Source organism: Chryseobacterium sp. (assembly GCF_041914225.1).
In the GTDB taxonomy this organism is placed as follows: Bacteria; Bacteroidota; Bacteroidia; order Flavobacteriales; family Weeksellaceae; genus Chryseobacterium.
In genome coordinates this window covers 45,534-68,634 of sequence record NZ_JAYSDT010000019.1, presented here as the reverse complement: position 1 = coordinate 68,634, position 23,101 = coordinate 45,534, and the positions used below count along the sequence as shown (strand labels likewise).

Annotated in this window: 28 protein-coding genes and 1 pseudogene; 7 read left to right on the top strand and 22 right to left on the bottom strand. The window is 37.1% G+C overall.

Features of this window, described 5'->3' with window-relative positions:
* Positions 1–50: 50 nt before the first annotated feature.
* Both ACE3RB_RS10745 and ACE3RB_RS10740 read left to right on the top strand, forming a co-directional pair.
* Positions 51–638 carry a hypothetical protein gene (locus ACE3RB_RS10745; protein WP_374464227.1) on the top strand — a complete coding sequence of 196 codons (588 nt, stop codon included), beginning with the start codon at positions 51–53 and terminating at the stop codon, positions 636–638.
* A 26-nt stretch (positions 639–664) separates the two neighbouring features.
* Complete coding sequence (locus ACE3RB_RS10740; RefSeq protein WP_374464226.1) at positions 665–1,306, top strand: hypothetical protein; 642 nt, start codon at positions 665–667, stop codon at positions 1,304–1,306.
* A gap of 288 nt (positions 1,307–1,594) precedes the next feature.
* On the opposite strand, the pseudogene ACE3RB_RS10735 reads toward ACE3RB_RS10740, so the two are convergent.
* The 21 genes and pseudogenes from ACE3RB_RS10735 to tpx all read right to left on the bottom strand — a co-directional run bounded on the left by ACE3RB_RS10735 (position 1,595) and on the right by tpx (position 16,467).
* A pseudogene (locus ACE3RB_RS10735) lies at positions 1,595–3,601 on the bottom strand (prolyl oligopeptidase family serine peptidase).
* 171 nt (positions 3,602–3,772) lie between these two features.
* Entirely contained in the window at positions 3,773–4,231 is a 459-nt protein-coding gene (locus ACE3RB_RS10730) for a hypothetical protein (RefSeq protein WP_374464225.1), read from the bottom strand.
* Positions 4,232–4,310: 79 nt separating this feature from the next.
* Positions 4,311–4,769, bottom strand: a complete 459-nt coding sequence (locus tag ACE3RB_RS10725; RefSeq protein ID WP_332387534.1) for an SRPBCC domain-containing protein — start codon at positions 4,767–4,769, stop codon at positions 4,311–4,313.
* 39 nt (positions 4,770–4,808) lie between these two features.
* A complete protein-coding gene (locus ACE3RB_RS10720; protein WP_002978041.1) occupies positions 4,809–5,237 on the bottom strand; it encodes a hypothetical protein in 429 nt (142 codons plus the stop codon).
* A gap of 119 nt (positions 5,238–5,356) precedes the next feature.
* Entirely contained in the window at positions 5,357–6,190 is an 834-nt protein-coding gene (locus tag ACE3RB_RS10715; RefSeq protein ID WP_374464224.1) for an SDR family oxidoreductase, read from the bottom strand.
* 48 nt (positions 6,191–6,238) lie between these two features.
* The gene (locus tag ACE3RB_RS10710) at positions 6,239–7,105 is read right to left on the bottom strand and encodes a VOC family protein (RefSeq protein WP_374464223.1); all 867 of its coding nucleotides are present in this window, start codon (positions 7,103–7,105) and stop codon (positions 6,239–6,241) included.
* Between the two features lie 188 nt (positions 7,106–7,293).
* Entirely contained in the window at positions 7,294–7,533 is a 240-nt protein-coding gene (locus tag ACE3RB_RS10705; RefSeq protein ID WP_374464222.1) for a hypothetical protein, read from the bottom strand.
* A 35-nt stretch (positions 7,534–7,568) separates the two neighbouring features.
* A complete protein-coding gene (locus tag ACE3RB_RS10700; RefSeq protein ID WP_374464221.1) occupies positions 7,569–7,982 on the bottom strand; it encodes an SRPBCC family protein in 414 nt (137 codons plus the stop codon).
* 79 nt (positions 7,983–8,061) lie between these two features.
* Positions 8,062–8,493 (bottom strand): VOC family protein, encoded by a 432-nt coding sequence (locus tag ACE3RB_RS10695; protein WP_374464220.1) that lies wholly within the window; start codon positions 8,491–8,493, stop codon positions 8,062–8,064.
* Between the two features lie 90 nt (positions 8,494–8,583).
* Positions 8,584–9,360, bottom strand: a complete 777-nt coding sequence (locus ACE3RB_RS10690; RefSeq protein WP_374464219.1) for an alpha/beta fold hydrolase — start codon at positions 9,358–9,360, stop codon at positions 8,584–8,586.
* Between the two features lie 2 nt (positions 9,361–9,362).
* Positions 9,363–9,887 carry a DinB family protein gene (locus ACE3RB_RS10685; RefSeq protein ID WP_374464218.1) on the bottom strand — a complete coding sequence of 175 codons (525 nt, stop codon included), beginning with the start codon at positions 9,885–9,887 and terminating at the stop codon, positions 9,363–9,365.
* 178 nt (positions 9,888–10,065) lie between these two features.
* Positions 10,066–10,527 (bottom strand): hypothetical protein, encoded by a 462-nt coding sequence (locus ACE3RB_RS10680; RefSeq protein ID WP_374464217.1) that lies wholly within the window; start codon positions 10,525–10,527, stop codon positions 10,066–10,068.
* A 66-nt stretch (positions 10,528–10,593) separates the two neighbouring features.
* A complete protein-coding gene (locus tag ACE3RB_RS10675; RefSeq protein ID WP_374464216.1) occupies positions 10,594–10,968 on the bottom strand; it encodes a VOC family protein in 375 nt (124 codons plus the stop codon).
* 97 nt (positions 10,969–11,065) lie between these two features.
* Positions 11,066–11,473, bottom strand: coding sequence for a VOC family protein (locus tag ACE3RB_RS10670; protein ID WP_374464215.1), 408 nt, complete (start codon positions 11,471–11,473; stop codon positions 11,066–11,068).
* Between the two features lie 77 nt (positions 11,474–11,550).
* Positions 11,551–12,141 (bottom strand): Crp/Fnr family transcriptional regulator, encoded by a 591-nt coding sequence (locus ACE3RB_RS10665; RefSeq protein ID WP_374464214.1) that lies wholly within the window; start codon positions 12,139–12,141, stop codon positions 11,551–11,553.
* Positions 12,142–12,413: 272 nt separating this feature from the next.
* The gene (locus ACE3RB_RS10660; RefSeq protein WP_374464213.1) at positions 12,414–13,625 is read right to left on the bottom strand and encodes a DUF763 domain-containing protein; all 1,212 of its coding nucleotides are present in this window, start codon (positions 13,623–13,625) and stop codon (positions 12,414–12,416) included.
* A gap of 77 nt (positions 13,626–13,702) precedes the next feature.
* Positions 13,703–14,107 carry a glyoxalase superfamily protein gene (locus tag ACE3RB_RS10655; protein WP_374464212.1) on the bottom strand — a complete coding sequence of 135 codons (405 nt, stop codon included), beginning with the start codon at positions 14,105–14,107 and terminating at the stop codon, positions 13,703–13,705.
* Positions 14,108–14,116: 9 nt separating this feature from the next.
* A complete protein-coding gene (locus ACE3RB_RS10650; protein WP_374464211.1) occupies positions 14,117–14,482 on the bottom strand; it encodes a VOC family protein in 366 nt (121 codons plus the stop codon).
* A gap of 66 nt (positions 14,483–14,548) precedes the next feature.
* Complete coding sequence (locus ACE3RB_RS10645; RefSeq protein WP_374464210.1) at positions 14,549–15,238, bottom strand: alpha/beta hydrolase; 690 nt, start codon at positions 15,236–15,238, stop codon at positions 14,549–14,551.
* A gap of 67 nt (positions 15,239–15,305) precedes the next feature.
* A complete protein-coding gene (locus ACE3RB_RS10640) occupies positions 15,306–15,881 on the bottom strand; it encodes a Crp/Fnr family transcriptional regulator (protein WP_374464209.1) in 576 nt (191 codons plus the stop codon).
* Between the two features lie 85 nt (positions 15,882–15,966).
* Positions 15,967–16,467, bottom strand: a complete 501-nt coding sequence (tpx, locus tag ACE3RB_RS10635) for a thiol peroxidase (protein ID WP_374464208.1) — start codon at positions 16,465–16,467, stop codon at positions 15,967–15,969.
* Between the two features lie 265 nt (positions 16,468–16,732).
* Here tpx and ACE3RB_RS10630 point away from each other — a divergent pair, with 265 nt between their 5' ends.
* A complete protein-coding gene (locus tag ACE3RB_RS10630) occupies positions 16,733–18,952 on the top strand; it encodes an NADP-dependent isocitrate dehydrogenase (protein ID WP_374464207.1) in 2,220 nt (739 codons plus the stop codon).
* Between the two features lie 5 nt (positions 18,953–18,957).
* A complete protein-coding gene (locus ACE3RB_RS10625) occupies positions 18,958–20,256 on the top strand; it encodes a hypothetical protein (RefSeq protein ID WP_374464206.1) in 1,299 nt (432 codons plus the stop codon).
* 38 nt (positions 20,257–20,294) lie between these two features.
* Here ACE3RB_RS10625 and ACE3RB_RS10620 read toward each other — a convergent pair whose 3' ends face one another.
* On the bottom strand, positions 20,295–20,633 hold the full coding sequence (locus tag ACE3RB_RS10620) for a winged helix-turn-helix transcriptional regulator (protein WP_374464205.1): 339 nt from the start codon (positions 20,631–20,633) through the stop codon (positions 20,295–20,297).
* A gap of 100 nt (positions 20,634–20,733) precedes the next feature.
* Between ACE3RB_RS10620 and ACE3RB_RS10615 the strand changes: the two genes are divergently transcribed.
* The 3 genes from ACE3RB_RS10615 (at position 20,734) to ACE3RB_RS10605 (ending at position 23,079) form a co-directional block, all read left to right on the top strand.
* A complete protein-coding gene (locus ACE3RB_RS10615) occupies positions 20,734–21,480 on the top strand; it encodes an SDR family oxidoreductase (RefSeq protein WP_374464204.1) in 747 nt (248 codons plus the stop codon).
* Between the two features lie 172 nt (positions 21,481–21,652).
* Positions 21,653–22,639 (top strand): heme-binding domain-containing protein, encoded by a 987-nt coding sequence (locus ACE3RB_RS10610; RefSeq protein ID WP_374464203.1) that lies wholly within the window; start codon positions 21,653–21,655, stop codon positions 22,637–22,639.
* The gene (locus ACE3RB_RS10605) at positions 22,636–23,079 is read left to right on the top strand and encodes a hypothetical protein (RefSeq protein WP_374464202.1); all 444 of its coding nucleotides are present in this window, start codon (positions 22,636–22,638) and stop codon (positions 23,077–23,079) included. The genes ACE3RB_RS10610 and ACE3RB_RS10605 overlap by 4 nt, the downstream gene beginning before the upstream one ends.
* The last annotated feature ends 22 nt before the right edge of the window (positions 23,080–23,101 follow it).

Genomic DNA, 23,101 nt, shown 5'->3' with positions numbered 1-23,101 from the left:
AAATCCTACTTTGTTTTTCAATTTACTTACTCAATAAGAAATATACACCTATGAAAAAAACTGTAAAGATCTTATCTATTGTTTTCTGTTTTATAATTTTTGGAATCTATAAAGGGCAAACTTCTCCAAAATATTTAGAAATTGAATGGAAAAACGGCAGTGACGCTGCAAAGAAAATAATGACTAGTGAATTTTATTATGATCCTTTAGATGCATGGTCCCCTTTTGGAAATGATATAGGTAGTGATACATACTATTTGTATTGTGACTGGAAAAAGGAACATCCAAAAGAAGATATAAAAAAATTTATTGACTCTCAACTTTCAGACTTTGGATATCTAGGCTTTGATATTTCCATGGATGGTAAAGATTCGGAAAGGTTAACTAGAATTGTTCGCACCATGCATAATGAATATATTGATTTAAACATGATTAATAATATGATTATTTCATTGGCATTTTCTCAATTGTTTTTGGAGGGTAGGATTGAGCCTGAAGTGAAGATATGGGCGGAAGCTGCATTCAGTAGAGAAACTGCATATCTTGATTTTTGGGGTAATGAAAAAGAAGAAATGAAAGAGAGAAAACAAAGAGCAGAAAGAATGAATCAGCTTTTGAATGATTTACGTAAAGCTTAAAATTTTAACCTGAATATATTTATCCAGTGATCCAGCAGAATTTCAAAATCATAGAAACTAACTATAATCAAAAAGATTACAAAAAGTTAATACCTCAATTGCTCGAATTTGAATTTTTTAATCAAAACCTTATTACACATAGATTATGTTTAAAGCATAAAACTAAAAGTGAATTTAAAGTTACGGCAGAAGGTAATCATAAATATGCTTTAATTCTTGATAATGAAAATGAAGCTATGAAAATTTTGAATTCTGAAGAAAATATAGATATTGGTGGTGTTTTGGAAACCGATTTTCAGGAGGAAATTGAAAAAATTACCTCAGAAAATATTGAAGAAAAATCCAAAGAATTTTTAATGCGATTTAACGAGAAGTTTAAACTTAATGTAGACTATAATCCAAATGAAGCTGAAATTGCTAAAATCAACGAGAGAGCTAAAAAAACTGTTTGGGATAAGGAAAATCGTTTTTTGTTGAATTTTTATATGATGGAAGTTACAAAAAGGAGATTTAATTTTCCTGAATGGAAATTTGAAAAGGTAAATACATTTAACCCTTTCTATGTCCCTCAATATGTTGGGCGAAATGGTTCGGTTAATACGTATTACAGTAACCTTGAACCAAAAACTAGAAAATATTTTGATTTCAAATTGTATTTGGGATTATAATTTAAATTTTTTGAAAGCAAGAGCAGGAGTTTTCCTGCTTTTGTTATTTTATAATGAATTGCCAATACAGAAAATTTGAGTTAGTCCAGTAAAAGTAAGATATATTATAGTTTTCTTTCTGATTGACACAAATAATGACACTTTTTATTTTTATTCAAACATAAATATTTGTTAATCATTTACTTGGATTTATACTATATAGTACCGTAGGAATCTAAACACTCACCTAGTCATAATAAAAAAACGGAAGACGTAAGTCCTCCGTTCCAAACATTATAAAATTATAGGTTACTTATTAAAATTCTCAGCAAAGAATCCTAACATTGATTTATAAAGTTCAATCCTGTTCGGTTCTTTTCCAAATCCGTGTCCTTCATCATATTTTACCAGATAAGGAACTTCAAATCCTTTGGCACGCATCGCTTTTACAATCTGATCAGATTCATTGATATTAACCCTTGGGTCATTGGCTCCCTGAACTACAAATAAAGGCTTTTTGATCTTATCAATCTGGTAAACCGGGGAAACTTCCTTCGCTATTTTTGCTTCTTCAGGATTGTCAAGATCATACCAGATCTGTTTTACCATTTCCTTATAAGGCTTCCAGTATTCCGGGAAGGAATCAAAGAAAGTAAAGATGTTGGAAACTCCTACATAATCTACTCCACACGCATACAAATCCGGAGTTTTAATCAGTCCCATCAAGGTTGCATATCCTCCATGGCTTCCTCCGTAAATGGCAACTTTATCTTTATCTACCCATCCCTGTTCAATAGCGTATTTTACTCCATCTTCCACATCATCCATAGCTTTTCTTCCTATCTGCTTTTAACCTGCTTTCTGGAATGATTTTCCGTATCCTCCGGAAATTCTGAAATTAACCTGAAGGGTAGCATATCCACGGCTTGCAAACAGTTGTGTTTCCGGATTGAATCCCCAACTGTCTCTTACTCCCTGCGGACCTCCGTGAGGATTTACGATTAAAGGAACCTTTTTACCTTCCAATGCAGCCTTAGGCAAGGTAATATATCCATGGATTGTTAATCCGTCTCTGCTTTTAAATTCGATAGGTCTCATTTCAGCCATATCTTCTTCTTTCAGCTGAGGCATCAGATTGTAGAGAAGTTTGGTCTGCTTGGTTTTGGTATCGTATTCATAATAGGTTCCATACAGCTTATCACTTCCCACGACTATCAGAAGCTTATCATTATTATCATCAGAAGAAGCAATTCCAAATTCTTTGTCTCCGAACTGAGCTTTTAATTTATCATGTACCTCCTTATAAAATTTACTTACCGGAACTGTTTCTCCTTTGGTTCCTTCATAGCTGATATAATCAAGTTCATAGTTTCTGTTTTTACCCGCCGTGCTTATTGAGCTTACATCATATACCGGATTGGAATAAATTTCTTTAATCACAGCATTTTTCTTCAGATCATACAGTACAATCCTCGCTTTATCGCTATCAAGGTTTGTTACTACATACGCTTCGTCTTTGTTTTTAGAATTTTCATTAAATTCAATAATACTGAAAGTATCAGACCAGTCTGCAGATTTGATCAGATTGAATTTTCCGGTCTGCAGATCCTTATAATATGTTTTGGTTGTTAATCCGTTTTCAAGAACGCTGTATCCTCTCAGATTTCCGTCTTTATCAAAAAGGTAATCATCAATAGGGCTGTTGACATCTTTATTTTCATACAGCTGGGTCATTTCCCCTGTAACGAAATTGATTTTAAATGGTTCAAAGATCTGCTTGTTGTTCTTATTCATAGTAACCACAACAAAATCCGTATCCTTAATCGGAATAATAGCCTGTACTTTTACGCCGTCAAACGGTGTTAAATCTTTCTGATTGCCTCCATCTATATCTGTAGCGTAAAGGTGAATATTTTCATTTCCCCCTCTATCCTGCGTATAGAAAAGACGTTTTTTGTTCAGCCATCCGTAACCTCTTATCAGGTCATCTTTTTCAACAATAGCTTTGGTAATTTTTCCGGTACCAAGATCTTTAACATAAACGTGATTTTTTTTATCCTGATCTTTTTCTTTGTAGGAAAGGTACTTTCCGTCAGGAGAGATTTTAAATGCTGAAGCTTTTGGTCTTGCAAAATAATCTTCAACTTTGTATTTAAAGTTTCCTTTGTCGTAAGAAATAAGCTTTTCCAGATTGGCTTTGGAAGATGGCAAAGTAGGATCTCCCGGCAGTTTGGCAGTAGAACTTTGTGCGTTGATCATCATAGTGGACAGTACAATATAGGCTGTACCGAAAATTTTGGGATTCAGTAAATTCATAACTTATATTTTAAGGGTTAAAAGTTATTGAAAGCACCTTTTTAAAATAATAAAATCAAGTGCATTTATACAATAAGACACATTATCCCTATAAAATGTTACAATTTTTTATCACTTAATTAAAAAAACATTATGAATATAAAAAAAGACAGCCTTTCCCGACTGTCTTTTTTAGTGTAAATAAATTCCGAAATACCACGTCCAGGCAATTAAAATAACCTGCATGGGAATCCTTTGATAATAAAGGTATTTCATCCCGGGACCTGTATAATCTGCTTTAAAAATATTGATGTTTTTCCTGGAAGAATTGATGTTGGCAATAAAAACCAACACATAAAAAATGATCAGTAAAACAGCTGTGGTTTCACGTATGGCCGGAATCATAAGTCCAATCCCCGCCACAATTTCCAGTACCCCTGTAAAATAGACCCAAAACAGTTTCCCGGGAATAAAATCAGGAATCATCATTGTCATTCCTTTTTGGAATTTAAAATGCGAAAAGCCTGTAAAGATGATAAAAACACCCATCCCCAGGTTTCCCGAAAATATAAAATCCGGTTTCCCCTGAAAAAGAAAAGTTGCCAGCAAAGCCAGAATACATGTTGCGAAAAGTATGACAAGTAGTTTCATAGTTGATAATAGGTTGCAGGAATTAGGCCCAAGTATCAGTTTTAAACCTGAAACCCTGAACTTTAAATGTTGAATTATATTATACTGAATCAAGGCTAACTCCTTCTGCAAGGCTTTTTACAACCATCAGCCCTTTTGTAAATCCTGTATTGAGATGATCCTGCCATTCTTTTTCAACCTGAACCTCTGTATGAAGCTTTGTTTTCCCATCGAAATCGATCAGGAAATATTTCTCAAAGCTGCCGCTCCACTCCATTACTTCCTTGCTCTGTGTATCTTCATGACCTTCCTTATCTACCATTCCCAGATGTTTGAATACAACCTGTCTTGGCTCATCAAGACTGTCTATGGTAGAAACCATGCCTTCTCCACTGGCATTAACGAAGTAGGTTTTTCCGCCTACCTTCCAATCGGATTTCATAACGGATCCTTCTCCAAAGTAACGGGTCCATTCGCTATATGTTTCAGGGCTCCAGAGAATATCCCAGACTTTCTGCATGGGAGCATCAATTACTGTTTCGTATGATAAAGTTTCCATATTTTAATTTTATGATTTGTATTATAAGTTTGGCCACTCCTACAGCTGATTTTCCGAAAGGTGCTTCACAAGTGACATGGCTTTTGGAAATTTCTCCTCAAAAAATTCTTTAAACTCTGCTGGAGTTTGAATCTCAGTCCTCAGCAAAGTCCCTTCTTCGTTTTCCTTCAGGAAGTAAGCTTCTGTAGCCTCACCCCAATCCTGAGGAACTTCAATACCATCGTAAATCTCACCCAGATGCAGAAATGTTATTTCCTCGTTGGGAATCACTTTTTCGACCCTGCTGTACATTCCGTTGTTTTTGGGATCAAGAAATTTAACAATATTATTCTCTTCCAGTGTTCCTTCATAAAAAGAGCCATCTGTAAAAGCTGATGTCCATTGCCTGTAGGTAATATCACCCCAAAGGACGCTCCATACTTTTTCAGGTTCGGCATTGATTTCTATTTCGTATGATAATTTTTCCATTTTTTAAGTATTAAGTGGTGGGTATGGGTTGGAGGGTTTGAGAGTGAGAGAGTTTTAGGGTGAGTGAAATTACTGATCAGTCACTTCTAACTTCTAACTTCCAGCCTCTGGCTTCTCATTTATCCTCCGACAAAATCACCGCCGTTGATATGAATGATTTCTCCGGTGATATAACTTGCATCTTTTGAAGCAAGAAAAACATAAGCTGGTGCTACTTCAGAAGGCTGTCCCGCACGTTTCAGCGGAGTATCTTTTCCAAATGAGTCAAGGTCATCAAAAGCTTCTTTCACCAGCGGGGTCCAGATAGGTCCGGGTGCAATTCCGTTTACCAGAATTTCTTTTTCTGCGAGGTTATCTGCCAGAGACCGGATAAAAGATAAAACAGCTCCTTTTGTTGCCGCATAATCTATCAAATGATCGCTTCCCCGATATGCTGTGACAGAGGTTGTACAGATAATACGTCCTCCTTTTCCTATCAACGGCAGAAAATTTCTGGTGAATGAAATCATAGAAATGATATTGGTATCAAATGTTTCCTGAATCTGCTCATCAGAAATCTTTTCCAGACTGGTTTTCGAGGTATGTATTCCGGCGTTGTTGACCAGAATATCAAGGTTCTTCCACTCTGCTTTAATCTTGTCTGCACACTTGGTCCTGAATGCTTTCCTAGTAAGATCTCCTTTGATCAGGATACACTGCTGCCCTTCTTTCTCAACCAGTTTTTGGGTTTCCTTCGCATCATCGTCACTTTCTTTATAGATAATGGCAACGTCTGCTCCTTCTCTGGCAAAATGAACGGCTACCGCCTGTCCTATGCCACTGTCTCCCCCGGAAATCACTGCTTTTTTTCCTTGCAGCTTCCGGCTTCCCTGATAATCATTCCGGATAATTTCCGGAAACAGTCCTTCTTTAGGGACCTTTGACTTAGAGTCTGATTTGTTCTGTGTTTTCATATGCAAATCTTTTTCTCTAAATCACATCAAACAATACGCCGAAATACATTAAGAGTTATAGGCATCTTCCAGATCCTGAATGATTATTTTCTGCATTTTCATCATTGCCTGAACTACTTTATAGGCTTTTTCCTGATCGGAATCGTTCATCAGCTGAATGAGTTTTTTAGGGACAATCTGCCAGCTCAAGCCGTATTTATCTTTCAGCCAGCCACACATACTTTCTCTTCCTCCGTCTGCTGTCAGTGTATTCCAGTAATGATCGGTCTGCTGCTGGTCATCTGTCATAACCACCAATGATATTCCTTCATTGAAATCAAACGGATGATCATAGGAATTATCCATGCAGAATAAGCTGTAGCTATCAATTACAAAATGGGCATGCTGAACATTTTCTGCGGGTTCCGGAATGTCATGTCCTTCACTTCCTGCTCCATATGTTAAGATGTTTCCTATGCTTGAGTTGGGAAAAGTCTTCGTATAAAGCTGCATTGCTTCTTTAGCTTTTCCATTGTTTCCATGGATAAACATCAAAGTAGGAATTATTTTCTGATCGTTTGCTTTTTCTCCCAGGAATAACTGCCATGTTACTCCGTATTTATCCTGAACCCACCCGTATTTCGGGCTCCATGAGTAAGATCCCAGTTCCATGAGGGCTATTCCGCCATCCAATAACCGGTCCCAGTATTTTTGAACTTCGTCTTCCGTCTCACAGATTACCATAAAAGAGATGGAAGGATTTTTTTTAAATTGCGGACCACCATTCAACAGCATCAGTCTTTGTCCGAACAGGTCAATGTTCATTACAACAGGAGTGTCTGCTGTGATCTCTCCTCCAAAAACATTACAGTAGAATTCTGCAGATTGTTTGGCATCTCCGTCATACCAGAGACATGGGAAAATATCGTTGTTCATAACTTTATATTTAAATGGGTTGATAGATGTATTTTTATTTTTGTCTTATGGATCATTCTGTTTCATAACGAATAAAATGCCGGTGAAAAGTTTCACCATAAACAACAGCAAAGAAATATGATGCCTTTGCATCTGAAATTGATTTCTTATCTGCAATGACACCGTAGAAATGCCAGGTTGAATACTTATTATGCCTCTTTAAAACATACCTGATGCTCTTTCATATAATTCTTCAGTTTAACCATAGTATTTTTCCCGAAACCATGAAGCTGCATGATTTCTTTTTCGGAATAATCTGACAGTTTTTCCAAAGAATTTATTTTCTCTTTTTCAAGAGCCCTTCTTGCCGGTATTGCTATAACCCCGTGAAGAAAATCTTCTTTAGAGTCATAATTAAAAGCATACATTGATTTTAAACTCTTTGACATGATAACTAGATTGATCATGGCTACAAAAAATATTGTTAATGATTCTCAACATACTTATGGAAATTATTAAGGATAGCATACCAGCCATCTCTCTGCATTTCCACAGAATTTTGTTTTTCCGGATCGAAAATTTCAATCACTTTCGTTGTATTGTCATCTATTTTATCGAAAATAACTTCTACTTTCCGGCCGTCTTCCATATGATATTTGATCAGCTGGTGAGGTATAACCGCATCATACACTCCTTCAAAATCAAACCCGAAGCTTTTATCTTTAGCTTCCATTCTGTTTCTGAATTTACCTCCTACCACAAGATTATTTTCAGAACTAGGACAGTGCCAGCTTTCGTGGGCGAAATTCCATTTCGTGATATGTTTTGGTTCATTAAAGTAAGTCCAAACCTTTTCCACCGGTGCTAAAATTGTAATGTCTATTTTAATTGGATCCATAGTTCTGATTTTTTTTAAAGTTTAAACAAAGAGCTGCCCATAAAGCGGGCACCTCTTTTATAATGAGTTAAATATAGTACTATTTTGCATATTCTTCATTATAGTTCACCATCCAATGAACACCATATTTATCCTGGAAGCATCCAAAATAGTCTCCCCAAAACTGGTCTTCAATAGGCATTTCCACATTTCCGCCTTCAGAAAGTTCTTTAAAAATTCTGTCTGCTTCACTTTTGGAATCAGGGAAAATAGACACGTAATTGTTATTTCCCACAGTAAGAGTCTGCCCAAATCCAGGTACAATATCAGATGCCATTAAAAGATCATTTCCAACAGGCAGGGCAACATGCATCACTCTGTTTTTTTCTTCTTCTGAAAGATTTTCGGTACCGGGAGCATTTCCCATTTTATGAATTCCCCCGACGAATTCGCCGCCAAAAACAGTTTTGTAAAAATTGAAAGCTTCTTCAGCTGTTCCATCAAAATTCAGATACGGATTTAATTTAGCCATGATTTTAAATTTTAAAGTTATTATTATAAAAAATAGGTTCTATTGTTGGATCCATTAAGAATTAATTAAGTTAATATGAATATAAAATGCTTAATGGTTTAAAAATTTTTCTACTTCTCTGACGGTGAAGTCTATTAAGTTGGTATCAATACTTCCATCAAAATCCGGCATCATATAAACACCGTGCGTTGCAGGAAGTATCATCAAACGGGAACCTTTAACCAGCCGCCACATTTCGGTAGCGTGTTCCGGCTTCATGACATCCTGATCACCACTGATGAATAATGTGGGTGATTGTATGGAAGACAATACCTCATCATTCCAGTCCTGAAAAGTCTGCATTCTTGTACAGTCTTTCTCAAAAAGGTTTTCAAGCTTTGAAAAATCATGATTGAGGCTTAAAAAATTAATTTTAAAAGGTTCCGGCATCGAGTCAAAGGTGGCTTCCTGCATTCCTTCAAAAAAACCGTCTATCATTCCGCTTCTTTTGTAAAAAGCTGAGGCAACAACCAGTTTTTCAACGATTCCCGGATGGCGGTGGGCAATCTGCATTACGGTACTTCCTCCGTTACTGAATCCCCAGAATGACGCCTTACCAATGTTCAGTTCCGCCAGAAGTCCTGCAACATCGTCAGCATCCTGCTCAAAGGTTTCAGGAATATAGCGGTGCTCGCTTCTCCCATGATTCTGTAAATCAATTCCTATCAGCCGGAATTTGCCTTCCAGTCTTGCAATAACTTCTTTAAAATCATACAAAATGGAAGATCCTCCGCCATGAATCAGAACCAGAGGTTTTCCCGATCCATAAATTTCGTAATATAACTGGATTCCGTTGACTTTCTTATACCCTTTTTCTACTGGATTCATCGCTAATATTTAAGGTTTTCGTCAACATCATATTTCATTCCCGGATAATTTAATATCCTGCGCATTAATCCTATCTGTCCGCATAAGTAATCTTCACGGCCGATACACATGCCTGCAAAGTTGAGCTTTGTTTCCTTGATGAAAGGGATATTCATTCCTATTTCAAATATTTCGTCAAGTTCTTCATCGGTTACCTCATACAGTTTCTGGTATACCTTAGCAGAAATAGCATGAAAATTCTCCTTCAATTCAGCCAAAGTCGGATATTTAAAGCTTTCATCGAGTGCTTTTCCCTGGAAAAACAGGTCATTATAAGGATCCTGTTCCTGAATTCCCAATACAGCGCCCAAGCCGTAGCGCATGTTGATAAAGTTTCCTGCCATCCATACAATATGGTTGGTTTTATTTTCAATTCTTTTCAAAGCGTCTTCTTCCGAAATGCCGTCCAAAACGTTCATAAAGCTTTGGGAATGCATTCTGTAAGCCGGAATAATGACTTCTATTTTTTTTGATTTTGGGGTGTCCATTTTAATTAGAGATTAGAAGTTAGAGGTTAGAATTTGGGATAAACGCAAAGGCGCCAAGTATTTTACAAACTGTGCGTTTTTAGGGCGCAAGGATTTTATCTTCGATAAAATTGTACTTTTCTAAAATAGTCTAAAAACTTCGGTAGTTTCATTTGTCATTCCGAGCAGAGCAAGGAATCTATTTTATAGCGCCCGGTTTTCCTAAAATTCTTCTGAGATAGCCCAGCTGCCCACTGTGGTAAATTTCATGAAGGCTAAGGGTTGAGATATCTTTAACCGTTTCAGATTTAAAACTTTCAAGGGTGCTGAGTTTCGCTTCCAGTTTGTCCTGAGATTGTTTTAAATAGGATTTTAATTCATCAAAGCTGACCAGTTTATCTTTGTGATCTAAAGGAATTTCTCCTCTGTTGTAAAAGGAAAATTTTTCGTTGTCCCAAACAGATTCTTCTCCCAGAATATTCAGTAAAGGGTTTCTGATATAGATCAGATGCCCAAGAATCCAGTTCATACAATTGGCCTCACCATTGGGAAAAACCATCGATTCTTCATGGGTAATGCCGTCAGTGTTCATAGTCATCATATAATAGTTACTGACTACCTGATTTTTTATGATTTCTATATCGTTTGAGTGTGTTTCCATATGACAGTTATTTGATAGTTAGAAGTAACAATTATTCGGAAGGCAATTGAGAAACATCCGCATGCATTACTTCCCACTGATGGCCATTAAGGTCTGCAAAACTGCTTTGGTACATCCATCCGTGGTCATAGGCTCACTGTATTTTGAACCTCCGTTTTCTATTGCTGTTTTTACCATGTTATCCACTTCATCACGGCTATTGACTCCTATAGCAAGAAGTACCTGTGTTGTATCCCCTTTCGCAAAAGGCCTGTTGGTAAAGGTCTGGAAGAACTCTTCTTTTAGAAACATCGCATAGATATGATTTTCTTTCATTATTACGCAAATTGCCTTCTCATCTAAGAATTGCTCATTGATGGAAAAGCCCAGCTTCGTCCAGAACTCTCTGGTTTTTTGAACGTCTTTTATTGGTAAGTTGACGTAAATTTCATTGATTTTCATTTTTATAAATTTTAGTGGTGATTATGATTCAAAATTATCAGGATATACTAAGAAAGTGCTTGCCATAGGACAAGATTTACTTTGTATCCGGATGGAGTTATGCTGTAGGCATTTTAGACAGATCGGCAAAAGTGATATTCCAGCCGTGTCCGTCCGGATCCCAGAAGGAATTCTGATACATCCATCCGTAATCCTGAGGTTCTTCATGCTGCCATGCTCCGTTTTCTACGGCTGTATTCACTACCTTATCCACTTCTTCACGGCTGTTTAATCCTACTGCCACAAGAACCTGACTGGTGTTTTCTTTGGCAACGGGCTTATTAGTGAAAGATCTGAAATAATCTTCCTGCAGAAACATGACATAGATGGTATCATTCAAAGCAACACAGGCTGTTTTCTCGTCTGAGAACTGTTCATTAATTGAAAAACCTACCCTGGTCCAGAATTCTTTTGTTTTCTGTACATCTTTTACCGGAAGGTTCACATAAATCTGATTGACTTTCATTTTCTGTAATTTTAGTGTTAAACTGTTATCCAAAATTACCAAGGTGCAATGAAAATCAACTTGTCATAGGGCAAGATCTAAATTTTCTTGGGGTGGGAAACGATTTCTTTACGGATACGGCTCAGAGAGGTATCTGTAACTCCAAGATAGGAGGCAATCTGTTTTAAAGGAGCAAATTGGATGACCTTAGATTTCTGCTCCAGAAGATTAAGGTATCTTTTGGTTGCGGACAAGGTAAACATTTCCACAGACCTTTGTTTGTAGGCAAAAAGCTCTTGCGACATCCATGATCTTCCCCATTCTCTGAGGTTTGGAATTTTATGGAAAAGTTCCTGAAAGGTATCATAATCCATCCTCCAGCATTCACAGTCTGTAATACAAACGATATTTTCCTGAGAGGGAACCCGCTGAAACATTGACAAAACCTCAATAATCACTTCATTCTCTGTAAAAAAATGAGTGGTTACTTCGTTTCCGTTGAAGTCATTGACATATGAACGGGCAAGTCCGCTCTCAAGGATATAGTATTCATTGGCTGTTTTTCCTTCTTCAAGGATAAAATCTCCTTTCTGAAAAGATGTTTTTTCATGAGCCTTAAATATTTCGTCAAGTTCTTCACGAAAAAAGAATGGAAAATCATAGCAGATTTCTAAGGCTTTATTGGTCATTTGGTGTCAATTTTTTTAAGTCTTTAAAAATAAAATTTTTAATTGAATTAAAAAGAAAAAATATTAAACAAAGAATTGAATGTTTTCATCAAAAGCACATACCCTATTGAAATTAAAGACATTTCAAAGCTTATTAATTTTAAACAGTTATTTGAAACAAACTATATCTAACCACCCCGTCAAAAATTCTTTGAATTTTCGCCACCCCTCCGGAGGATGGGAATGACTATTTGTCGATAATAGTAATTGTAAATGTTTGATGGAATAGAAACTTAAAATAAGGAAAGCTGTATGGGCTTGGGAGGGTTTGGCTTCTGCGCATCACCGAATACCGTTTTCCCGCCAAAACGCCAGGAAATCTGTCTTTCTTCTTCAATCACCTGCTGAATGTCAAAATCCGGGGTGAAGTCTTTTTCTGCCTTAGCTACGATCTGATGCAGCTTATTTAAGGAATTCAGTTTATCAGAATTTCCCAGTCTGGATTTTTCAATCCCTTTCCTGATAATGCTGATACTTTCATCATAAGTATTGATAGGAACAGGGAAAGGATGTCCGTCTTTACCTCCATGAGCAAAAGAAAACCTTGCCGGATCTGCAAATCTTGACGGTGCCCCGTGAATCACTTCACTTACCAGAGCCAATGACTGCATGGTTCTGGGACCTACACCTTCCAGCATCAGTAAGTCCTCAAAATTCTGAGGCTGCTGCTCACGGGTTACATACAGAAGGGCTCCCAAACGCTTCAGGTCTACATCAGAAGCCTGAACATCATGGTGGGCAGGAAGAATCAATCTTGCAAAATCCTTCATTACCTCTGTTGAATCGGTATGGGAAATATCCAGGATCCCTTTCCTGTTTTCTGAAGCTTCAGCATCGGTAAGATTCAGTATTCTTCCTCTTGAAACTCCGTTGATTCCTGTATGAGGATTTTCCACAAATGAGGTGAGGTTTTCGGAATGCCAGTGGTACCGTCTTGCCGTGCCGTCCGACTCATGCATTCCCTGCTGGATAACACTCCAGTTTCCATTGTCTGAGAGAATGAAATTGTGCAGATATAATTGGTAACCATCCTGAATGGCTGTATTATCTACTTTTGCAGAAAGTTTGCTGGCCCTTACCAGGTCTGTCCCGTTTAGTCCGGTTTTATCAGCAATTTTAATCAGTTCCGATGGCGTTTCCCTGGAAAATTTTCCTTTTCCGCCACAGATATAAAGCCCCAAAGATTGTGAATTAGGATTTATAGAACGTTTCAGTGCTCCCATTACGGAAGTGGTAATTCCTGAAGAATGCCAGTCCATTCCCATTACGGCTCCAAAACTCTGAAACCAGAACGGATCTGCCAGCCTGCGCAATACCTCATCTTTACCATAATCCATGAGAATTACTTCGATAATGGAAAGTCCCAGCACAGACATACGCTCATACAGCCATGGCGGTACTTTGCCATAGTGAAGGGGTAAATCTGCGGTTCCTGAACGTTTCATTCTGCAAAATTAGCTTTAATATTCCGGATTTTTATTGACTGTAATCAACATTCGGTAAGATTTATTCTGCTTTGAAATTAATGAATGGAGAAAAATTCAAGGTCTTTATGTTTTGCATCATCATATTCTTCCTCAAATGTAATTTTGTTCCCGAAAGGATCAATTACGGTGAAAGATACAGCACCATAGAATGTTTTTTCCAGTCCGGGACGGTTATATTTGTACTTTTTGTCAATTAGCTCTTTATGATATTGAGGAACACCTTCCCCCCAGATGGCAACCCTTGTTCCGGGTGTTCCGTCTCCATGATGTTCACTCAGATGGAAGATAATATTTTCTCTTTTTACTTCCATATAAACGGGAGTATTTTCGTCAAAATAATGCTCCCAGACAATCTCGAAGCCCAGCCAGTCTACATAAAATTCTTTTGCTTTCTGATAATCAAAGATTCTTAATATCGGAATAATACGTTCTGCTTTCATTATATTTTTTTATTGGTGAGACAGAATATTGATCAGTTTTTGAAAAGGATCTTTAACAAAAAACCTGCGGACTCCCCATTCTTCGTCAGTAAGTCCGTAAATGATTTCAAAACCGGCATTTTTCATTTTATTATACATTTCATCTACATTATCCACTTCAATGGAAAGATCAGGAACTTTGGTATTGTTTCCGCCCTGTTCTGCAAAGCTGATCTGAACCTTTGCCTCTTCATCATTGCCTAATGTTTTAATCCAGCCGTGATCCATCAGAATATCCAGCTCAAGAATATCCTGATAAAATTGTTCTGCTTTAGAGAGATCATCTGTTTTAATATTAGCTACGATTCTTTTTACCATTTCATACTGTTTTTCCATTAAAAAGCCTTGTGAATTTACGTAAAAATTCACAAGGCTTTATCAATTTTTGTATTATATCCTGTACTAAACAGAAGCTGCTGCCTCTAAAATCAACTGAGTAACTTCTTCAGGATGCGAAGCTAATGAAGCATGTCCGGCATCCAGAGAGATTATTTTCTTAGGCTCGAGGCGTTCTGCCATTTCTTTTTCTGTTTCTGCAGGAATCATACGGTCCTGTAATGAGATCTGATACCAACTTGGGCGAGTTTTCCAAGCCGGTTCACCTGCTACATCACCAAAGCATTGACTGTGAATAGGCTTCTGTGACAATGACATCACCAATGCTTTTTCATCATCTAAATCCTGGCAGAAAGCAGATTTAAATTCATCATATTTAATCCATAGAAAACCCTTGTTATCAGGATAAATACTCGCTCCTCCCGGAGATTCGCGTCTGCCTAACAAGGAACCCAGGCTATCCCCTGCATCAGGTGCGAAAGCAGCAATATAAACCAATCCGGCCACTTTATCATGATTTCCGGCTCCTGAAATAACAGCCCCTCCATAAGAGTGTCCTACTAAAAGTACTTTCCCGTCCTGAGCATCAATAAGATCTTTTGTCTTATTAATATCGTCCTGAAGTGAAGTCAATGGATTCTGAACACTTCTTACCTTATAACCTGCTTTTGTAAGAGGAGGAATAATGTATTGCCAGTGTGATCCGTCTCCCCATGCTCCATGTACCAAAATAATGGTTAAATCTTTTTGTTCCATAATGATTGTGTTAAAATTTGATGATGATAAAGCTACACCTTAAAAGATCAGCAGACGTTAACTTAAGTTAATTAACGATACGATTTCTGATACGGCTGAGAGATTGTTCTGTTACGCCAAGATAACTGGCAATGTGTTTTTGGGCTATTTTCTGGAAAAGTGCAGGCTGTTTTTTGACAAGATTAAGGTATCTGTTTTCTGGGGAATAACATAGCAGGTCATCAAGTCTTTTTTTGGCATCCAGATAAATTTTTTCACTCATCATTCTTCCGAATTGCTGCCAGTAAGCTTCCTTTTTATACAGAGCCTGAAGATGATCTTTACTCAGCAGTAAAATTTCACAGTTTTCCAGCGCCTGAATATTCATATTGGATACAGTATCACAGAGAATACTTTCGTAATCCGTAAAAAATTCATTTTCAAAATAGAATCCAAAATTGATTTCACGCCCCTGGTCATCGATATAAAAGCACCTGATCGTACCTTTCTTTATAAAACCAAGAAATCTGCATTTCTCACCCTGTTTCAGGAAAAAATCGAATTTTAAAAGTCTTGTATCGTGAAGCAAAGCATAGAATTCATCAAAATGATCTGAGTCTACCTGAAAGAGTTCCCCATATTTTTTATAATTATCTTGCATCATTTTGTGTTATTTGATTAAGTTTTATTTTCAAAAAAAGCCTTGTAAAAATTGAATTCACAAGGCTTTTCTACAAAAATTATTTTCATTATTTCAATGCTGCAAGAGCCGCATCATAATTAGGTTCGTTAGCAATTTCCGGAACCTGCTCCGTATATACTACTTTGTTGTTTTCGTCTGTAACAATAACGGCACGGCTTAATAATCCTTTTAGAGGAGAATCTGTGATCGTTACTTCATAATCATCTCCAAAGCTGCTTCTGAAATCTGAAAGTGTTTCTACATTATTCAATCCTTCTGCTGCACAGAATCTTCCCAATGCGAAAGGAAGGTCTTTTGAAACATTAATGATCACTGTATTATCAAGTTTTGAAGCTTCTTCATTGAATTTTCTGGAAGAAGCAGCACAGGTAGGAGTATCGATGCTCGGAAAAATATTGAATACTTTTTTCTTTCCTGCAAAAGTTTCAAGTGTTTTTACATTTAATCCTGAGTCTACAAGTGCAAAATCTTTTACAGTGGTTCCTACAGCCGGTAATGTTCCTATTGTATGTACTTCGTTTCCTTTTAAAGTAATTGTCGTTGACATAATATTTATTTTTTTAGTTCTTCAAATGTAATCAAAAAAGAAAATTTTTCCTGTTTTATTAAGGTTAAATTAATCTTAAAGTCAAAATACCTCCTCTTTCACCCGATTATCATTTTCAAACACAAATTTGTTTATAAGCTATACAATTACACCGATATAAAATTAAAGAGGCTAAGCCTGTTTTTTTATGGAAATATCCTAAATAAAACAATGATATTTACTAAATTTGTGGGACTTAAAATTTCAAATAAAAAATAACAGTATAATGTCAGAAAAATCAAAAATCTATTACACACTTACTGATGAAGCTCCAATGCTGGCTACTCATTCGTTTTTACCTATCGTAAAAGCTTTTACCAAATCAGCAGATATCGAAATCGCGGTACCGGATATTTCTTTGGCAGGAAGAATTTTAGCCAACTTCCCTGAGTTTTTAAAAGACGACCAGAAAATCGGTGATGCTTTGGCAGAGCTTGGAGAATTGGCAACAAAACCTGAAGCTAACATCATTAAGTTACCCAACATTTCGGCTTCTGTGCCTCAATTGGATGCAGCAATCGCTGAATTGCAGGGAAAAGGTTTCGCAGTTCCAAACTATCCTGCAGAGCCTAAAAATGACGAAGAAAAAGCGATCAAAGCTAAATATGCCAAAGTATTGGGAAGTGCTGTAAACCCTGTATTAAGAGAAGGAAACTCTGACAGACGTGCTCCGAAAGCTGTTAAAAACTATGCTAAAGCAAACCCTCACAGAATGGGTGACTGGGCATCTGACAGCAAAACTGACGTAGCTCACATGAACAATGGCGATTTCTACGGTACAGAAACTTCTACAACAGTAGAAAACGCTACAAAATACAGAATCATATTCAAAAGAAACGACGGTTCTGAATCTGTATTAAAAGACTTCGCAGGTCTTCAGGCCGGTGAGGTAATTGATTCTTCCGTAATGAACCTAAAAGCTTTAAAAGCATTCGTTCAGGAGGCTATCGAGGCGGCAAAGAAAAGAAATATTCTGCTTTCTGCTCACCTTAAAGCTACCATGATGAAAATCTCTGACCCAATTATTTTCGGGGCTATTGTTGAGACTTTCTTTAAAGATGTATTTACTAAATATGCTGAGACTTTCAAGTCTTTAGACATCAATCCAAATAACGGTCTTGCCGACCTTTTCGAAAAAATCAAAGGAAATGCTCAGGAAGCTGACATTAAAGCTGATATCGAAAAAGCGCTGGCTGAAGGACCAAGAGTTGCCATGGTAAACTCTGACAAAGGAATTACCAACTTCCACGTACCTTCTGATATTATCGTTGACGCCTCTATGGCTGCTCTTGTAAGAGGAGGAGGTAAAATGTGGAACAAAGACGGAAATGAGGAGGATACAGTTTGTATCATCCCTGACCGTTCTTATGCTGGTTTCTATCAGTCTGTAATTGATGATATGAAAGCGCACGGAAAATTGGACCCTACCACAATGGGATCTGTTCCAAACGTAGGTTTAATGGCTCAGAAAGCTGAAGAATATGGTTCTCACGATAAGACTTTCCAATTATCTGCGGACGGAACTGTAGAAGTTCAGGATGAAGCCGGAAACGTTCTTCTTTCTCAGAAAGTAGAAAAAGATGATATCTTCAGAATGTGCCAGACTAAAGATGCACCTATCCAGGACTGGGTAAAACTAGCGGTTAACAGATCAAGATTATCTGATACTCCTGCGATCTTCTGGTTAGACAAAGGAAGAGCTCACGACAGAGAAATCATCAAAAAAGTAGAAAAATATCTTGCCGATTACGATACAACAGGTCTTGACATCAGAATCCTTGATGTAAAAGATGCAATGACTGAAACGCTTAAAAGAGCAAGAGAAGGTAAAGATACCATCTCCGTTTCAGGAAACGTACTGAGAGATTATTTAACAGACCTTTTCCCGATCCTTGAGCTTGGTACTTCTGCTAAAATGCTTTCTATTGTTCCATTGATGAATGGTGGCGGTTTATTCGAAACAGGTGCCGGAGGTTCTGCCCCTAAACACGTTGAGCAGTTCTTAGAAGAAGGATACCTAAGATGGGATTCTCTGGGTGAATTCTTGGCGCTTCAGGCTTCTTTGGAGCATTTGGCACAAACTCAGGGAAATACAAAATCTCAGGTTTTAGCTGATGCATTGGATGAAGCAAATGCTAAGTTTTTAGCTACAGATAAATCCCCTGCAAGAAAAGTAGGTCAGATCGACAACAGAGGTTCTCACTTCTATTTGGCAATGTATTGGGCTGAAGCCTTAGCTAACCAGACTGCTGATGCTGAACTGGCGGCTCAGTTTGCTCCGGTGGCACAGGCAATGCAGGAAAACGAAGAAGTAATCAATGCTGAATTAATTGGTGCTCAAGGTAAACCTCAGAACATTGAAGGTTACTACAAAACTGATACCTATAAAACATATGCAGCAATGAGACCAAGCACTGTTTTAAATGAAATCATTGACGGAATCTAAAATTTATGAAAAAAACTATAATCATATCATTTGCTTATTTATCAATATTTTCGTGTAGCAGCTCAAATGATGATATTACGGAAATAACAACAGTAACACCTCCTATTATTGAAAATAAGATCAATTTAACTTCAAATTACAGTGATACCACTGAAACGGTAAGCTTAAAATGGACGCTCAGCGGAGACGCCACTTATAATCATTATAAAATTGTAAGAAGTGATTCTCAAAATGGGATACAATCCGAAATTGGTAATAGCTATCCGAATCAGTTTACATTTACTTCAGCTGTACCATTTAACCCTTATGTAGAATATCAGGTTATTGGTATTAAGGCTAATGGTGAAGAGGTTAAAAGTAACATCATAAAAATTGAAAGACCTGAGATCAAATTGGTTAATCTTAAAACTTTTGATGCCCAATTTGATAAAAACTCCGGAAAGCTGTACCTATTAGATACGGATGGGAAAATTGCTATTTATGATGTGAATACAAACTCTGTTACCCATCAGATCAGCACAAATGCAACTTTAGGCTACTCTGATATTGGAATCTATAATGGAAGTGTAGAACTATATGTTCCCAGAAATGATGGTTGGGTAGATATTTATGATGGAAATGACCTGACATTGAAAGCTCAAGTGAGTTTTGGAATGCCACTCATCAGTACTGTTTATCATAATGGTATACTTTACGGTTCTTCAAATAGTAATAGTAGTTACAGTGTGATTAAATCAGCAAGTAGAGCTACAAAAGCTATAATTTCTCAATCGCCTCAGCTTTATTATAATAGTGGAAGGATGAGAAAAGCTGTAGGGACTTCGGTACAATTATATACCATAACACAAAATATTTCACCTGTAGATATGGATCTTTATAATTTTGATCTTAATGGTAATTACATGAGTCATCAGGACGATACTTATCATGGAGATCACCCACTTAATTACAGGATATTTGAAGCATTTCCTGATGGAAGAATCATTACGGCAAGTTCAGGTTCTGTATATAATTCGCAAATGATTTACCAGAATGATCTACCTTCCGGAAATTCCAAGCTTTCAAGTTTTGATTTTGATAGTAACAGTATTATTGCAGGAACTACAAGTAAGACCATTGAACTTTACAACATCAATTCTTACACAAAAACCAAGACAATCAATACAAAGAGATATCCTTATAAAGTGTTCAGCTACAATAATAAGATAGTCTGTGTAAGTTCAGTTACTCAACTCAACATCCAGTCTTATGATTATTCGGGAATAATTCCTGACAATATAATGATCGAAATTTTTGACAAATAGTTATAAACCTCTCCTTCGTGAGAGGTTTTTTATTGGCATTATTTTCTATCTTCCACAATCACTCTCCTATGCTCCCTGCCCCAGTTGATCATTTCCTGAATGATATTTCCAAAGGTTCGGCAGTATTCTGTGGGTTCATATTCTATTAAAACAGGAGTTTCGGGGTAAACGGTACGTTTTACCAGTTTATTCAGTTCCATATCTTTCAACTCTTTTGAAAGCATTCTGGTGGTAATTCCTGGAATACTCCGTTCAATTTCCCTGAAACGTCTGTTTCCGTTACAGAGTGAATTAATCACAGGAATTCTCCATTTCCCTCCAATAAAATAAAGGGTATCCTGTAAAGCTCTTAGCTCTTCGTTCTGATCTCTTTCCATAATTGCAAAGTTAAGTGATATCATGAATGATACTGATATACTCTGTGATACTGGTTACAAAAGTATACCATTTTGAAATAACTTTGTCAAAAAATTTACAATGAAAAAATTCAGTAACAAACTGGCTATCGTAACAGGAGGAAACAGCGGGATCGGATTCGCTGCAGCAAAAGAACTTATTTTAGAAGGAGCAACAGTGATCATCACCGGAAGACGCAAAGAAGCTGTAGAAAAAGCCGCCCAGGAACTTGGTGCCATTCCATTTATCGCTGATCAGGCAAACCTCAATGATATTGATCTTTTAAAAGAATACATTGAGAAACAATTCGGGAAAATAGATATCCTGTTTATCAATGCAGGAATTACAGGTACATTGACTCCGATTGAAAATATGGATGTTGAAAATTTTGATCAGGTCATGAATATCAACTTCAGAGGAGCTTACTTTACATTAAGCAAATTCATTCCATTATTAAATGATGATGCTTCGGTCATCTTTTTATCTTCTATTGTCGCTTCTACCTATAAACCTAACAGTTCCGCCTATCAGGCAAGCAAGGCAGCACTGAATTCTATTGCAAAAACAGCAGCTGCAGAATTAGCTCCAAGAAAAATCAGGGTGAATATGATCAGTCCCGGTCCTATTAAAACCGAAATTATGAGTAAGGCCGGGCTGGATGAAGAGACTTTGAAAAATATTCAAAATCATCTCATAGAACAGATTCCAATGAAGAAAATGGGAACCGCTGAAGAGATTGCCAAGCTGGTTACGTATTTGTCGGATGATCAGATTTCAAGCTATGTCACCGGCACTGAAATTGTGATTGATGGTGGTATTACTTTATAAACAACAGGTTTAAACAAATCCCGGTAATGGTGTTACCGGGATTTTTCATATGTCTTTTCGGGATTAAAAATTCAGGATTCACCTTTTGATTTGTCCGGCTCGGCCTGTTTTCCATTTTATAGTATGGGCTACCCGCCTACTTTTGAATCAGAAAATAAAAACAATACTCATTATGGAAACCGTAAAGAAAAAAAGAAATCTCATTGCTATAGTATTTCTGGCTATATTAGGAATCTTCGGAGGACTTCAGCTATTCAGTAAACCATTGGAAGGGAAATCCGTTACAGGAAAAATTGAAGCACCAAGGGAAGTGATCAGTATCCTTGAAAACTCTTGCTTCAACTGTCATTCCAACCAGCAGAATCTAAGCTGGTATGATAAAATTGCTCCGGTTTCCTGGGCTGTGAACAAAGATATTAAAAGAGCCAGAGAAGTCCTGAACTTCTCAGAATGGGAAAAGTTATCTCCTGCAGAACATCAGGGCAAAATGTACGCTATTCTTAATATGATGCAAAGTGGTAAAATGCCTCTCCATGAATATACTCTTCTGCATCCTTCGGCTAAGATTACAGAAAAAGATATTGAAACCATTAAAAAATATACACTTTCTTTATCCTCAGTAAACCCGCCAGCGCCTAAAAAGAGTGAAGTGCCTGCAGCAACATCCAGCAGCACATCCGTCCCGGAATCAACAAAATTTCCGGTTTCTCCCAATGGAGTTCGATACACCCCCGAATTTAAAAACTGGAAAGTAATCAGCATGAGTACACTGTTTGATAATTCAATCCGTGTGATCTATGGAAATGATATTGCAGTAAAAGCTGTAGAAACAGAAAATTTCCACCCATGGCCGGACGGAAGTATTGTTGTAAAATCTGTATGGAAACAGGAAGAGCTTCCTGATGGTGAGATCAGACCTGGAAAATTTATTAATGCACAGTTTATGGTAAAGGATTCCAGACAATATAAAGATACCGAAGGCTGGGGATTTGCAAAATTCTCGGGAGATGATCTTCATCCAACGGGAAAGACTGCATCTTTTGCCAAAGAATCCTGCATCGCCTGCCACAGACAATTAGCAGAAAAAACAGGTTATCTGTTTGATGTTCCGATGAAAGTAAATACGCAAAGACTAATTCAAAATTTACAGAAAAAATGAAAAATTCAATCCTGATCTTACTGGTAAGCCTTATTTCCCTTACCGCCTGCAGCAAAGAAAATAAAGATACAAATGACGGACTTTCAAGGGTTGTTTTTGACCCAGGCCCTCTAAAATTTATTTCCAATTCTTTAAATCCAAAGAAAGAAACGATGTCAGCCTTATATGGAAATAAAGAAGCATTGGAATCTTTATCAAAAGAGGGCCGAACTCCGGAAGCTGGTTCCATTATGAAGCTGGTAACCTGGCGATATCATGAAAACCCTCAATATACCGGCGGAACCATCACCGCAGAATTGGTAAGTATAGAGACTATTCAGGCTGATCATCTTGGAAAAATCTCTTATGATATCAAAAATGACCAGTCGGAAAGCAGCACTCACGATAAAGAAAAAAGAATTCAGTATTTCATGAGCTATCATCCTGTAAGCAGGCCTTAATAAAAAATCTCATTTCACTATT